General features: G+C 58.2%; 13 protein-coding genes. 12 read left to right on the top strand and 1 reads right to left on the bottom strand.

Annotated elements, in window-relative coordinates:
- The first annotated feature begins 481 nt into the window (after window positions 1-481).
- The 6 genes from murB (at window position 482) to PGY33_RS13440 (ending at window position 8,600) form a co-directional block, all read left to right on the top strand.
- Window positions 482-1,396, top strand: a complete 915-nt coding sequence (gene murB / locus PGY33_RS13465) for a UDP-N-acetylmuramate dehydrogenase (RefSeq protein WP_110437063.1) — start codon at window positions 482-484, stop codon at window positions 1,394-1,396.
- A 60-nt stretch (window positions 1,397-1,456) separates the two neighbouring features.
- Window positions 1,457-2,314, top strand: a complete 858-nt coding sequence (gene rapZ, locus PGY33_RS13460) for an RNase adapter RapZ (RefSeq protein ID WP_118479466.1) — start codon at window positions 1,457-1,459, stop codon at window positions 2,312-2,314.
- A 52-nt stretch (window positions 2,315-2,366) separates the two neighbouring features.
- On the top strand, window positions 2,367-3,260 hold the full coding sequence (gene whiA / locus PGY33_RS13455) for a DNA-binding protein WhiA (protein WP_118479468.1): 894 nt from the start codon (window positions 2,367-2,369) through the stop codon (window positions 3,258-3,260).
- Window position 3,261: 1 nt separating this feature from the next.
- Window positions 3,262-6,780 carry a DNA polymerase III subunit alpha gene (locus PGY33_RS13450; RefSeq protein WP_118479470.1) on the top strand — a complete coding sequence of 1,173 codons (3,519 nt, stop codon included), beginning with the start codon at window positions 3,262-3,264 and terminating at the stop codon, window positions 6,778-6,780.
- A 130-nt stretch (window positions 6,781-6,910) separates the two neighbouring features.
- The gene (gene pfkA, locus PGY33_RS13445) at window positions 6,911-7,885 is read left to right on the top strand and encodes a 6-phosphofructokinase (RefSeq protein WP_118479472.1); all 975 of its coding nucleotides are present in this window, start codon (window positions 6,911-6,913) and stop codon (window positions 7,883-7,885) included.
- Window position 7,886: 1 nt separating this feature from the next.
- Window positions 7,887-8,600, top strand: a complete 714-nt coding sequence (locus tag PGY33_RS13440; RefSeq protein WP_118479474.1) for an SDR family NAD(P)-dependent oxidoreductase — start codon at window positions 7,887-7,889, stop codon at window positions 8,598-8,600.
- Window positions 8,601-8,645: 45 nt separating this feature from the next.
- Here PGY33_RS13440 and PGY33_RS13435 read toward each other — a convergent pair whose 3' ends face one another.
- Window positions 8,646-9,218 carry an N-acetylmuramoyl-L-alanine amidase family protein gene (locus tag PGY33_RS13435; RefSeq protein ID WP_270479033.1) on the bottom strand — a complete coding sequence of 191 codons (573 nt, stop codon included), beginning with the start codon at window positions 9,216-9,218 and terminating at the stop codon, window positions 8,646-8,648.
- A gap of 106 nt (window positions 9,219-9,324) precedes the next feature.
- Between PGY33_RS13435 and PGY33_RS13430 the strand changes: the two genes are divergently transcribed.
- The 6 genes from PGY33_RS13430 to PGY33_RS13405 all read left to right on the top strand — a co-directional run bounded on the left by PGY33_RS13430 (window position 9,325) and on the right by PGY33_RS13405 (window position 13,972).
- Complete coding sequence (locus PGY33_RS13430; protein ID WP_117487840.1) at window positions 9,325-9,813, top strand: LURP-one-related/scramblase family protein; 489 nt, start codon at window positions 9,325-9,327, stop codon at window positions 9,811-9,813.
- Between the two features lie 11 nt (window positions 9,814-9,824).
- Window positions 9,825-10,691, top strand: coding sequence for an NAD(P)H-hydrate dehydratase (locus PGY33_RS13425; RefSeq protein WP_118753362.1), 867 nt, complete (start codon window positions 9,825-9,827; stop codon window positions 10,689-10,691).
- Window positions 10,692-10,736: 45 nt separating this feature from the next.
- A complete protein-coding gene (locus tag PGY33_RS13420; RefSeq protein ID WP_118753361.1) occupies window positions 10,737-11,282 on the top strand; it encodes a hypothetical protein in 546 nt (181 codons plus the stop codon).
- Window positions 11,283-11,320: 38 nt separating this feature from the next.
- Window positions 11,321-12,439: an alanine racemase gene (alr, locus tag PGY33_RS13415; protein WP_117555035.1), complete on the top strand. Its 1,119-nt coding sequence runs from the start codon at window positions 11,321-11,323 to the stop codon at window positions 12,437-12,439.
- Window positions 12,440-12,598: 159 nt separating this feature from the next.
- Window positions 12,599-12,961, top strand: a complete 363-nt coding sequence (locus PGY33_RS13410) for a type II toxin-antitoxin system PemK/MazF family toxin (protein WP_270479028.1) — start codon at window positions 12,599-12,601, stop codon at window positions 12,959-12,961.
- Between the two features lie 483 nt (window positions 12,962-13,444).
- Window positions 13,445-13,972, top strand: a complete 528-nt coding sequence (locus tag PGY33_RS13405; protein ID WP_118479487.1) for a hypothetical protein — start codon at window positions 13,445-13,447, stop codon at window positions 13,970-13,972.
- Window positions 13,973-13,980: the final 8 nt, after the last annotated feature.

Below are 13,980 nucleotides of genomic sequence, written 5' to 3'. Positions count from 1 at the left end.
TCCGCAGACGGCGAATCCCCCCGCTGAGGTTCAGCGAAAAAACTGCCGCCCGGAAAGGGCGAACACGCTAACGCAGTTCGAGTACCCCGCTCAGCCGGTGCAGAGAAAGGAGCCGCCCCGTTAGGGACGAACACGCCTGCGGCAGTTCGAGTACACCGCTCAGCCGGTGCAGAGAAAGGAGCCGCCCCATCAGGGCGAACACGCCTGCGGCAGTTCGAGTGCCCCGCTCAGCCGGTGCCGAATAGAGAAAAAACCGATTTTTAACCGAAAAAATCTGCGGAAACCCGCTCGGACTGATTGCGCATCCCATCTACATTTGTTATAATAAACAGTAAAGCAAAAACCAAAACGGCATGGCAGGACAAACCGGAGCCTGCTCCCGGTGCCGGACCTTCGATGCGCCGCCGCATGACGCGGCAGGAATTCCGAGGGTATACTACTTAAACTTTTTTATATAGATTTTTGGAGGATTAAACGCCTTATGGAACATATTAAGGATTGCATCGCGGCATTGCGAGAGGCCGCACCTGAAATAGATATTGCAGAAAATGAACTCATGCGCCGCCATACCACGTTTGCCATCGGCGGACCGGCCGACCTGTTCGTGCAGCCGAAGACCCGCAGGGAACTGACCGCGGCACTTGCCGTACTGCGCGAGCGCAATATTCCGTTCCTGCTGCTCGGCAACGGCTCCAACATGCTGGTGGCCGATGCGGGCATCCGCGGTGCGGTTGTCTGCACATCCGAGCTGGATGAAGTCCGCGTAAACGAGGATAACACCGTCTCTGCCGAGGCGGGCGCGCTGCTCAGCCGCATTGCCCGCCGCGCACAGCGTTCCGGTCTGACCGGAGCCGAGTTTGCAGGCGGCATTCCGGGCAGTCTGGGCGGCGCGGTTTACATGAATGCGGGTGCGTATGACGGCACGATGGCCGGCATTGTGCAGGAGACTGAATTTGTAGACGGCGAAGGCAATATCTGCACCCTCAAGGGCGATGAGCACGGCTTTGACTACCGTACCAGCGTGTTCCGCAAGCATCCGGACTGGACAGTGCTCCGTTCGACCATGCAGCTGCAGAACGGCGATTCGGCGGCGATTCTGGATAAGATGAACGATTTCGCGCAGCGCAGACGCGACAAACAGCCGCTCAACTTCCCGTCGGCAGGCTCGACATTTAAGCGTCCCGTGGGACACTTTGCGGGCCAGCTTATCGAGCAGGCCGGTCTCAAGGGCACGAGCGTCGGCGCGGCACAGGTTTCGGAAAAGCACGCGGGATTTCTTATCAACCGCGGCGGTGCAACATGCGATGACATGCTGCGCCTGATCGAACTGGTGCAGAACAGGGTGCGCGAGCAGTTCGGCGTGGAGCTGGAGTGCGAGGTGCGCATCGTAAAATAATCAGCAGCGCCGCTCGGCGGCGTTATCACAGCAGAAACACAGGGCAGGGGGAAAGGTAACATGTATTTTTTGATCATTTCCGGTATGTCGGGCGCAGGCAAGAGCCGCGCGGTCGCCACGCTTGAGGACTTAGGCTATTACTGCGTCGATAATCTGCCGATCTCCCTCATACCGCGCTTCGCGGAGATCTGTCTGGCGGCAACCGAACGCTATGAACGTGTGGCGCTCGTCACCGATGTGCGTGCAGGCGGCGATTTCCAGCAGCTGTTTGATTCGCTGGATTCGATCAAGAGCATGGGCTGCGATTACCGCATCCTGTTCCTCAACACGGACACGCCGACGCTCATCCGCCGCTACAAGGAGACGCGCCGCAAGCATCCGCTGATGGAAAAGGGCATGTCCATGACAGCCGCCATCGAAAAGGAACGCGAAATGCTGTCCGGTCTGCGCGACCGTGCCGACTTTGTGGTGGACACCACCGGACTGTCTGCCGCCGGTCTGCGCGAGCGTCTGCTGACGCTGTTTTCCGGCACCGAGAGCGGAGAGGTGTTCGAGGTCATCGTGCAGTCGTTTGGCTTCAAGTACGGTATTCCGCCCGAGAGCGACCTTGTGTTCGATGTGCGTTTCTTGCCCAATCCCTATTACGAAATGAGCCTGCGCGAGCGCAACGGCACCGATCCGGAGGTGCGCGATTATGTGTTCCGCGGCGGTACGGCGGATGTGCTGATGCGCTACCTGACGGGCATGATCGACTTTCTGCTGCCGCGCTATATCGCGGAAGGCAAGGCGAATCTGATCATCAGCATCGGCTGCACCGGCGGCAAGCACCGCTCGGTCGCTATCACCGAGGCGCTGAGCGAACACCTGCGCAGGAAGGAATACGGTGTAGTAACCATGCACCGCGATTACCAGAGATAAACCCGCTTCGTTCCGGACAGGCGAAGCGTGCTGTACAGAACGGAGAGAATATATGTCTTTTTCAACCGAGGTCAAAAACGAGCTGTGCCGGGTATCCATGCAGCGCGCCTGCTGCACGCGTGCCGAGGTTTACGGCGCACTGCTCCATGCCTCGGTTTTTTCGCACAAGGAGATACGGCTGTCGGCGGAGAACATGACCGTTGTCCGTCGCCTGCAGGCGCTGCTGCAGCGCGCGTTTTTTGTCGAGTGCGAGCCGCAGAAGGCAGGCCGCAAGCAGCAGCTTGTGCTCACCGAACCGGCGCAGATCGGACGCGTGTTTGATGCGCTCGGCTACGACTGCAAGAGCCATATCACCTATCATATCAACCGTAATCTGCTCGAGGAGGACTGCTGCATTGCGTCCTTTCTGCGCGGCGCCTTCCTTATGGGCGGCACGGTCGCGGGACCGGACAAGAAAAGCCATCTCGAGCTGAAAACCACCCACCAGAGTCTGTCGGGTGAGGAGACAAGCCTGATGCTTGATTTAGGTTTATCGCCCAAGCAGGCACGGCGCAGTAGCGCGTATCTGCTGTACTTCAAGGACGGCGCAAGCGCGGAGGATTTCCTCACGCGCATCGGTGCGCCGCACGCGGCGATGGAGCTGATGCAGGCGAAGGTGGAGAAGAATCTGCGCAACACGATCAACCGGCAGGTCAACTGTGAGACTGCAAACATGATGAAGGCCGCCGATGCATCGGCACGGCAGATCGCGGCGATTCAGGCGCTGATCGACAGCCGGGGGGAGGACGCATTTCCGGGCAACCTGTGGGAGACCGTGCGCCTGCGTCTGGAATACCCGACGGACAGCCTGTCCGAGCTGGCGCAGCGGTTCGACCCGCCCATCTCCAAACCGGGACTGAGCCACCGCCTGAAAAAGATTATCGAGCTTGCGGAAAAGGAGGACTAAATTGGTACCATTTGCACATCTGCATGTCCACAGCGAATACAGCCTGCTGGACGGCGCCTGCCGTATCGAAAAGCTGGTGGACCGTGTGGCAGAGCTGGGGCAGACCTCTTGCGCGCTGACCGACCATGGCGTCATGTACGGCGTGATCGACTTTTACCGCGCCTGCAAGGCGAAGGGTATCCATCCGGTCATCGGCTGCGAGGTGTATCTGGCGCCGCATTCGCGCTTTGACCGCAGCTACATCAACGGCGAGTGGCACACGCACCTCATCCTGCTGTGCGAGAACATGACCGGCTACCGCAACCTCATCCACATGGTGTCGTGCGGTTTCTCGGAGGGCTTTTACATGAAGCCGCGTATCGACATGGAGCTGCTGCGCGCGCACAGCGAGGGACTCATCTGTTTGTCTGCCTGTCTGGCGGGCGCGATCCCGCGTGCGCTGGCGGATGGTGATATGGACGGCGCGTATGACCTCTGCGAGCAGTTCCTCGATATTTTTGACCGGAAGCATTTCTATCTTGAGATTCAGGACCACGGCATTCCGCTACAGCAGAAAGTCAATGAGGGTCTGTACCAGCTTTCCAGAGAGCTGAATATCGGTCTGGTGGCAACGAACGACGCGCATTATCTGACTAAGGCGGATGCGCGCATTCAGGACGTGCTCATGTCCATCCAGATGGGCAAGACCGTGGATGACCCGACCCGCATGAAGTTCGAGACACAGGAGTTCTACATCAAGGACGCGGACGAAATGGCGGCGCTGTTCCCGGAGCACCCGGAGGCACTCGCCAACACGGTAAAGATTGCGGAACGCTGTCAGGTCGAGTTCGAGTTTGGCAAGTACCACCTGCCGGAATTCGATGTGCCGGACGGCTACACCTCGCTCGAATATCTGCAGAAGCTGTGCGATGAAGGCTTCGCAAGACGCTATCCGAACGACGACGGCACCGTGCGCAAGCGTCTGCAGTACGAGATCGACATGATCGCCAAGATGGGCTTTGTCGATTACTTCCTCATCGTGTCCGACTTTATCGGCTACGCGAAAAGTCAGGGCATTCCGGTCGGACCCGGACGCGGCTCGGCAGCAGGCTCGATCGTATCGTACTGTCTCGCTATCACTGACCTTGACCCGATTCACTACTCGCTGTACTTCGAGCGATTTTTGAATCCGGAGCGTGTCTCCATGCCGGATATCGACGTGGACTTCTGCTATGTTCGCCGTCCGGAGGTCATCGAGTACGTTACCCGCAAGTATGGCAAGGACCGCGTGGCGCAGATTGTCACGTTCGGCACGATGGCTGCCCGCGGTGCCATCCGCGATGTCGGCCGTGCGCTCAACATTCCGTACAACGATGTTGACGCGGTTGCCAAGCAGGTGCCGAACGAGCTGCACATTACGATCGACAAGGCGCTGACCATCAACGCGGAGCTGAAAAAGATGTACGACGAGCAGCCGCAGGTCAAAGAGCTTATTGATACGGCGCGTGCGCTCGAGGGCATGCCGCGCAACGCATCGACGCATGCGGCAGGCGTGGTTATCACCAAGGACCCCGTGGACACCTACGTTCCGCTGTCGCGCAACGGCGACCAGATGGTAACGCAGTTTACGATGGTGACCATCGAGGAACTGGGTCTGCTCAAGATGGACTTCCTCGGCCTGCGCAACCTGACCGTTATCGCGGACGCAGAAAAGCTGATTCGCCGTCACACGCCGGATTTTTCCATCGAGAACGTGGATATGAGCGACCCCGCGACCTATGAAATGCTCGGCAAGGGCTCGACCATGGGCGTGTTCCAGCTGGAAAGCGCGGGCATTACCAACGTCGTTACCGGTCTGCGGCCGCAGTCTATCGAGGATATTACCGCAGTCGTTGCGCTGTACCGGCCCGGTCCGATGCAGTCCATTCCGCGCTACATCGAGTGCCGTCATCATCCGGAAAAGGTAACGTACAAGCATCCGCTGCTCGAGCCGATTTTAAGCGTCACCTACGGCTGTATGATCTATCAGGAACAGGTTATGCAGGTGTTCCAGAGCCTTGCGGGTTACTCGCTCGGCAAGGCAGATATGGTGCGCCGCGCCATGAGTAAAAAGAAGATGAAGGAGCTGGAAAAGGAGCGCGTCAACTTCATCTACGGCAATGAGGAGCTGGGCATTGACGGCGCCATCAAGCGCGGCGTGCCCGAAGCTGTTGCGGCAAGTCTGTTTGACGAGATCATGGATTTCGCAAACTACGCGTTCAACAAGGCACATGCCGTATGCTACGCAGTCGTATCGTTCCGCACGGCGTACCTCAAGTGCCATTACCCGCGCGAGTATCTGGCGGCGCTGCTGACGAGCGTTCTGGATGTTTCGGATAAGATCTCCGAGTATATTCAGGCGGCGCGTGATATGGGCATCGCGGTGCTCCCGCCGGACGTAAACGAGTCTTACGATGAGTTTTCGGTTGCGGGCGAGAATATCCGTTTCGGCCTTGCTGCGGTCAAGGGTGTGGGACGCTCGTTTATGAAGCAGCTTGTCGAGGAGCGAGAGGCGAACGGCCTGTTTACCTCGTTCCAGGATTTCTGTGAGCGCATGTACGACCGCGAACTCAATCGCAGAGCCCTTGAAAGTCTCATCAAGGCAGGCTCGTTCGATTCCATGCACTACTACCGCAGTCAGCTTTTGAAAATCGTCAATCCCGTGGTAGATGCCATTGCCCAGAACCGCAAGAAGAACATCGAGGGGCAGATGGACCTGTTCGGCATGGGCAACGACGAGGTGCGCGACACGCAGATTGCGATGCCGAACATTCCGGAAGTACCCAAGCGGGAACTGCTGGCGATGGAGAAGGAGACCACCGGTCTGTACCTCTCCGGTCACCCGATGGACGAGTACCGCAGCCTGACGCAGAAGGCGCAGGCGGCCTCCGTCAAGCAGATCATCGACGACCTGACGGGCGAGAGCAGCCAGCCGGTCTACAAGGACGGCATGACCGTCCGGCTTGCTTGTGTTATCACGGCGGTGCGTCTGAAATCGACCAAGAACGGCTCGATGATGGCATATGTCACCGCAGAGGACGACACGGCGGCGATTGAACTTGTCGTGTTCCCGCGTTCGCTGCAGCAGTGCGGCGCATATCTCACCGAGGACAGCGCAGTCCTGCTCACCGGTAAGATCGACGCCCGAGAGGACGAGGCGCCCAAGGTGCTGCTGAACGAGGCGCAGCCGCTCACTGAGAGTGCGGTGGAGAGCCTGCAGCAGCCGAAAAAGGGCACGCAGAAATCGGTCTACACCGATGCGCAGGCGGCGAAGCTGGCGCCGCAAAAGCTGTTTTTGCGTATTTCCAGTCTGCAGGGCGATGAATGGACGCAGATTAAAGAGGTTTTGCGCACGCAGCCCGGCGATACGCCGGTCTATCTCTACCCGATGGACACGAAGAAAAAGACGCTCGCTGCCCGCCGGTACTGGTGCAAACCGGATATTGCATTTTTAACAAGATTACGCTTTCTCTTGCGCGAGGAAGATGTTATAATACAATAGGAGACTGTGTTTATCCGTAGGGAGAGAGACGGTTTCCGCAGAGGGAAACAAAACTGCAATACAGAGGTCAGTGCGGCATCGACTGTGCCGCTAAGAAAGAAAACAGACCCGACAACAGGGAGGCTTTATCATGGATAAACAAATTCGCAGAATCGGCGTACTTACCAGCGGCGGCGACGCACCCGGCATGAACGCACTTATCCGCTCGGTAGTCCGCAGCGCAAGCGCACACGATATTTCCGTTCTTGGCATTCGCCGCGGCTACAGCGGTCTCATCAACGGTGACATCATCGAGATGGGTGCCCGCAGTGTAGACGGCATTATCCGCAAGGGCGGCACCATGCTGTACACCGCACGCTGCAAGGAAATGCTGACCGAGGAAGGTCTGCAGAAGGCGGCTGACACCTGCCGTTACCTCGGTATTGACGGCCTGATCTGCTGCGGCGGTGACGGTACATTCCGCGGTGCACAGGCGCTTTCCCGCAAGGGAGTTCCGTGCATCGGCGTTCCGGGTACCATTGATAATGATATCGGCTGCTCGGATTACACCATCGGTTTTGACACCGCCTGCAATACCGCGATCGAGTGCATCGATAAGCTGCGCGACACCATGCAGTCCCACGAGCGCTGCTCTGTTGTAGAGGTTATGGGCCGCCGTGCAGGTCATCTGGCACTGCAGGTTGGCTGTGCAGTCGGCGCGACCGCAATCTGCCTGCCCGAGCGTCAGCTGGATTTCGACACCGAGATCGTAGAGAAAATGCGTATCGGCCGCATCAAGGGCCGCAACCACCATATCATCATCGTAGCCGAGGGCTATGGCTCCGCACAGGACGTTGCAGACCAGATTCACGAGGCTACCGGCATCGATACCCGTGTTACCATCCTCGGCCATATCCAGCGCGGCGGCTCTCCGTCTGCTATGGATCGTGTTATGGCGACTCGCATGGGTTATGCTGCGGTTCGTGCTCTGATGGAGGGCAAGACCAACCGCGTTGTTGTTTCGGATAACAGCATTGTTACCGATATCGACATTGAGGAAGGTCTGGCACAGAGCAAGGATCTGAACCAGTGTCTGTTCGAGGCACAGCAGACGGTTGCCATCTAACATGGCGCAGACTGTTCTCATCACCGGAGGCTCGCGCGGTATCGGTGCCGCCTGTGTGCGTGTGTTTGCCGAAAACGGATGGAATACCGCGTTTACTTACAGCAAAAGCAGGGAAGCGGCGGACAGGCTCGCTGGGGAGACCGGCGCACTTGCACTTTCAGCCGATCAGCAGGATACGGCGGCAGTGGAACTCGCGGTCGCGGAAGTGAAGGCGCGGTTCGGCACGATAGATGCTGTGGTCTGCAACGCAGGCATTGCCGAACAGAAGCTGTTCCAAAATATCACGGACGCGGACTGGATGCACATGTTGGATGTCAATCTCATGGGTACGGTGCGCACGATTCGCGCCGTGCTGCCCGAAATGCTGCACAACCACAAGGGAAGCATCGTCACGGTGTCGTCCATGTGGGGGGAGTGCGGCGCGTCCTGTGAGAGCCATTATTCCGCGAGCAAGGCTGCGATTATCGGCCTGAGCAAGTCGCTCGCGCAGGAGCTTGGCCCGAGCAATATCCGGGTCAACTGCATTGCACCGGGCGTGATCGACACCGACATGAACGCCATGCACAGTGCGGATACCATGCAGGAGCTTGCCGATCAGACACCGCTCGGAAGAGTCGGCGCGGCAGCCGAGGTCGCGGACAGTATTCTGTATCTGTGCTCGGATAAGTCGTCTTTCATTACCGGACAGGTGCTCGGTGTGACTGGCGGTTTCTAATAAAATAAGCGCAAAGCGAGAGGTAAAACCTCTCGCTTTTTTTCGTTAATACGGTTCAAAGTCAAAATAACTGAGCAGACCGTTATAAATGCCCTGTGCAAACCCGAACGGATCGTTTTCCAGCTTCATCGCATCGGAAGCATTGGTCAGGTATGCCAGCTCGACCAGAATCGAAGGCATCTGTGTCCGCCGCAGGACATACAGGCTTGGACGGATGCGCACGCCGTTATCGCGTGTGCCGACACGCGCAACAATGCCGGCGAGCACATGCTGCGCCAGCCAGTACGCCTGCGTATTTTCCTGATAAACATACACCTCAGTGCCGTTGACGGCGGGATTTACGTTCGCGTTGCAGTGGATGCTGATGAAGTAATCCGCAGGCCACTCATTCGCCAGCCGCACGCGCTCGGCCAGACTGGTGGCGTTGCTTGTGCCGAGGATTTCCTCGGGTGTGCTGCGGCTCAGCCGCACCTCAAACCGCGGGTCGGCCCGCAGAAGATCAGCCAGATACACGCCGACAGCGTAGGTCACATCCTGTTCGAGCAGACCGCCGCCTTCCGCGCCGGTGTTCGGACCGGACGGATTGTGTCCCTGATCGACAAAAATCTTGATCGCCAAAGTATCACCTCCTCGTGTCAGCCTATGCGGCAGCGCGGCAGAACGTCCGTGCTTGACGGTCAGCACACGCCGTGCTATTCTGTAAGAAAAGAGAGGTGGGATCAATATGAAATTATATATCAAACAAAAGGTGTTCTCATGGGTGGATCGGTTTACCGTGTTTGATGAAACCGGCGCGGACAAATACCATGTCGAAGGGGAGTTTTTCTCGTGGGGCAAGAAGCTGTATGTCACCGACTTGACCGGACACGAGACCGCGTTTATCCAGCAGAAGGTGTTCAGTATGATGCCGCGGTTCTTCGTGTACATCGACGGCGTGGAACGCGCGGAAATCGTCAAGCGGCTTACATTTTTCTACGAAAAATACGAAATCGAGGGTCTCGACTGGACAATCGAGGGTGATTTCTGGGCGCATGAGTACCGCATCACGCAGAACGGACGCGAGATCGTGTCCATCTCCAAGGAGTGGTTCACCTGGGGTGATTGCTACCAGCTGGACATTGCCGATTCCGCAGACGAAACACTTGCGCTGGCGGTCGTCCTCGCAATCGACGCAGTGCACGCGCAGGCGAACGCGGCAGCGGCTTCGACTTGAAAGGAAACGATATGATTGAGATAAACCAGGACTTCGCGGACGGCGTACTGCATTCGCGCAATCCGGAGACAAATAAAAACGACTACGGCCGCATTCTGTGCGTGTGCGGCTCGGCAGGATATACAGGTGCGGCATATTTTTCGGCACAGGGCGCGGTCCGCATGGGAAGCGGCGTTGTGACGCTGGCAGTTCCGCAGGGTGCGTGGCCGGTGCTGGCGGTCAAGCTGAATGAGCCGGTCGTGCGGTCCATGCCGCAGGATGAAAACGGATTGTTTTCCATGGACGCACTGCCGAAGCTGCTTGCGCTTGCCGAAAAGGCGGACGCGCTGCTCATCGGGTGCGGACTCGGCCGTTCGGATACTCTGACCGAAATCGTGCGTACCCTGCTTGAAAAGGTCAAATGCCAGATTGTGCTCGATGCGGACGGCATAAATTCGATTACCGGGCATAAGGATATATTGCGGCGAACGGCAAAGCCGGTCGTGCTCACGCCGCACGCGGGCGAGTTCGCACGGCTCAGCGGCAAGCCGGACGCGACCGCTGCGGACGCAGCACAGTTCGCGCAGGACGATCGGTGCATTGTGCTCTATAAGGGACACCGCACCCGCATTTTCACGCCGGACGGCGGCTGTTATCGCAATACCTCGGGCAATCCCGGCATGGCGAAAGGCGGCAGCGGGGATGTTCTGGCGGGCATGCTGGTTTCGCTGTGCGGACAGGGCATTGACGCGGTTCCGGCAGCCTGTACGGCGGCGTGGCTGCACGGCAGAGCCGGAGATCTGGCTGCGAACGCGCTGAGCGAATACGGCATGACGCCGAGCGATATGCTGACGCAGCTGCCGATTCTGCTGAAACGCTATAACTCGAAAACATGGTGATAAACCGGTCAAAGGAGTGGTAATCTGAACAGGCTGCTGTGTGGTTTGGCGGCGCTTGTTCTGCTCTGCGGCTGCGGCCGCTCGGCGGAAATGAGTGCCGAGGATGTGCGTGCGCATTTCGCATCGCTGGACAGCTGTACGGCGCATTTGAAAATAATCTCGGATTTGGACGAATCTGTACTGGAATTTGAAAGCGACTATGTCTATAATAGAGAGGACAGCGATTCCTTCACGCTGACCGCACCGGAGTCGGTCGCCGGTATCGGCGGGCGCATCTCAGGTGAGGAGAACGGCGCGTTCACGCTGCAGTACAATGAGCTGCAGCTGGATGATATTGCTCCTCGGCATACCGGACTGACACCGGCAGACGCGTGGTTCTGCCTGCTGAACGATCTGCGGTATGCTGTGCCTGTGCAGGTGTGGAGCGAGCGCACGAACGGCGAGAGCCTGCTCGTGCTGCGCTATGAAAATGCAGACGACAGCGTGGAAAAGCAGGTGTGGCTGCGGCAGAGCAATCTGCAGCCGGTCTATGCCGAGCTGTATGCGGACGGTGCGCGCGTGCTGACCATACAGGTGGAATCCTGTCAGTAAATCAGGAGCCAAACGGTTCTGTTGGAGTGACGAAAACAATGGAAGTAAATCAACACCGCACTTGGGCGGAGATCGACCTCGGTGCGATCGAGCATAATTATCGCGTGATCTGCGAGCAGGCGCAGGCGCCGGTCCTGTGTGTCGTTAAGGCGGACGCATACGGTCACGGTGCCGTGCAGGTGGCTAAGCGGCTGGAGAAGATGGACGCACCGTATTTTGCGGTAGCGACCATTCCGGAGGGTGTGGAGCTGCGAGAAGCAGGCATCGAAACGCCCATCCTCATCCTTGGCTATGTGGACGAGAAGGATATGGACACGGCGGTACAGTACGGCATCACCGTGCCGGTGTACGACCGCGAGACCGCAGAACTCATCAGCGCGGCAGCAGAGCGCACCGGCAAGCCGGTCACCGTACACTACAAGCTGGATACCGGCATGACACGCCTCGGCTTTCCGTCGTGGGAGTGTGAGCAGACCGTGCAGGATATCCTTGCGTGCTCCAAGCTGCCGGGCCTGATCAGCGAAGGCATTTTCACGCATTTTGCGGTTGCCGACGTGCCCTCGGGCGAGGAATACACCGAGCTGCAGTACAAGCGCTTCTCGGACGTGTGCGAGGGTCTGCAAGCGGCCGGTCTTGACCTGCCGCTGCGCCACTGTGCGAACAGCGGTGCTATCCAGACCTACGAGAAGATGCACTGCACGATGACCCGCGCGGGCATTATCCTGTACGGCTATCGCCCGGATGCCTCCGTGCCGCCGGTGCTCGATCTGAGACCCGCCATGACCGTCAAGGCGCGTGTGGTGCAGGTGCGCGATATTCCGGCGAATACGACCATCAGCTATGGCCGCACCTTCGAGACGGCAGAGCCGACCCATATGGCGGTTATCTCAATGGGATACGCGGACGGCTATCTGCGTACCGGCTCGGGCAAGGCGCAGGTGCTGCTCGGCGGCGTGAAAGCGCCCGTGCTCGGCCGCATCTGCATGGATATGTGCATGGTGCGTATTCCGGAGGGCGTAGACGTACATCGCGGTGACGAAGTGACCGTGTTCGGCCCGGAAGGCTGGACGGCAGAGGACGCAGCAGACGCGGCAGGCACCATCTCGTACGAGGTGCTGTGTGCCATCAGCCGGCGCGTGCCGCGCTTCTATCGGTAATTTACTGACATTGCGTGCATAAGATGAAGCGGAGGAGATTTTTCTCTCTCCGCTTTTCTGCATTATACAGTTATAATTTTGTGTGACACGGGGAAAATAGGTTTGCGGGAAAACCATCAGGCAGCACCGTAAATCTATTTCATCGGAGTGTGAACCAAAGTGGATAGCAACATCAAACGCGGAGATATTTACTATGCCGATCTCAGTCCGGTGGTTGGCAGTGAGCAGGGCGGCATTCGACCGGTGCTGATCGTGCAGAACAACGTCGGCAATCGGTACAGTCCGACCGTGATCGCCGCCGCTATTACATCGCAGATCAACAAGGCGAAAATGCCGACGCATATCACGGTCGGTGCGCCGAACTACGGAATGACCAAGGATTCTATCATCCTCACCGAGCAGATCCGCACGCTGGACAAACGCCGCCTGCGCGAGAAAATGGGATCGCTTGACGAAAAAGCCATGCGGCACGTCGATGAAGCACTGGCGGTCAGTTTCGGACTCGGCTCGGTGCAGGGGTAAGCCGTATAACGGCGGGAGAAAGCGCATATCCTTTTATGGGGTATGCGCTTTTTGCGTATAGACTGGGATTTGCCGTCTACGGACGTCTTTTCTGCGTCAGACAGCGCGTGCCACACTGCAATCGCAGGCGTAATCTTTGGGCGGCATAGCCGTGCCGCCCTCTGCGTAGGCTTTCCGATATGTGTAGCAGTACGCTGTCTGCGAACTGCGAATATTTCGTGAAAGAAACGCTGTGGTAACCCGACTGCCGTTCCTCCTTTTCGGAGCGGTCACATATAGGAAATCTGCGCCAGACTCTCTAAGGGAAAAGGGGAGATTCATAAGAGGGTACGTACTCATTAAATCCGCGCACGGCGCGGGAACAAGGTTTAGTGGCCTACGGGCAAAACCGCAGGTTGTCTACCCTCTTATGCGCCCCGCCGCGAAGATGAGTTTCGCTCGCTTCGTTTAACAAATTATAACTTGCAGAAAGGAGAACCGTCCATGCGCGCAGACGTATTCTGTAACGACAACCCAATCGGCACGATCGACTGGACCCCGGACAAGAGCGGCGTGCAGGTCAATCTCGACTGCGCTGTCTGCGGAGACGAACTGCTGCGCTGCTATACGGTCGTGAACGGAAACATCCTGCGGGTCGGTCTGCCTGCACCGGAGCATGGCCGTCTGCGCCTGCGCCGGCATCTCTCGCGGCAAATGCTGCATGAGACTGGCTGCGAGGGCGAACCCGAACGGTTCTACCTCGCGTCTGCGCCGGAGACTTTGCCGCAGAGCAATGCGCCGCCCGAGCCGCCGCTTGTCACCGGAGATGCGGTTCTGGACGCGCTTCTATCCAACGAAAGCGTGCAGATTCAGCCGACCGAGACCGGACTGCGTCTGCAATGCCCATTCGACCCGAAAAAGCCGTTCGCGCTGGCACCGGCGTTTGTACTTTGCCACACAGAAGGAAACACGGCAGTTCTGGAATGGAAAAAGGACGCAGCCGATGCGGCTGCGTCCTCTGAAAAAGCGTAACTTTAGGT

It is taken from the genome of Butyricicoccus sp. AF18-9LB (assembly GCF_027684505.1).
In the GTDB taxonomy this organism is placed as follows: domain Bacteria; phylum Bacillota; class Clostridia; order Oscillospirales; family Butyricicoccaceae; genus Agathobaculum; species Agathobaculum butyriciproducens.
The sequence above is the reverse complement of the archived record's forward strand: the minus strand, read 5'-3'. Positions and strand labels throughout refer to the sequence as shown.

What these genes read in the sequence shown, in the direction of transcription:
- murB (WP_110437063.1), top strand. Translation starts at nt 482, where the DNA reads ATGGAACATATTAAGGATTGCATCGCGGCATTGCGAGAGGCCGCACCT.
- rapZ (WP_118479466.1), top strand. Translation starts at nt 1,457, where the DNA reads ATGTATTTTTTGATCATTTCCGGTATGTCGGGCGCAGGCAAGAGCCGC.
- whiA (WP_118479468.1), top strand. Translation starts at nt 2,367, where the DNA reads ATGTCTTTTTCAACCGAGGTCAAAAACGAGCTGTGCCGGGTATCCATG.
- pfkA (WP_118479472.1), top strand. Translation starts at nt 6,911, where the DNA reads ATGGATAAACAAATTCGCAGAATCGGCGTACTTACCAGCGGCGGCGAC.
- PGY33_RS13440 (WP_118479474.1), top strand. Translation starts at nt 7,887, where the DNA reads ATGGCGCAGACTGTTCTCATCACCGGAGGCTCGCGCGGTATCGGTGCC.
- PGY33_RS13430 (WP_117487840.1), top strand. Translation starts at nt 9,325, where the DNA reads ATGAAATTATATATCAAACAAAAGGTGTTCTCATGGGTGGATCGGTTT.
- PGY33_RS13425 (WP_118753362.1), top strand. Translation starts at nt 9,825, where the DNA reads ATGATTGAGATAAACCAGGACTTCGCGGACGGCGTACTGCATTCGCGC.
- alr (WP_117555035.1), top strand. Translation starts at nt 11,321, where the DNA reads ATGGAAGTAAATCAACACCGCACTTGGGCGGAGATCGACCTCGGTGCG.
- PGY33_RS13405 (WP_118479487.1), top strand. Translation starts at nt 13,445, where the DNA reads ATGCGCGCAGACGTATTCTGTAACGACAACCCAATCGGCACGATCGAC.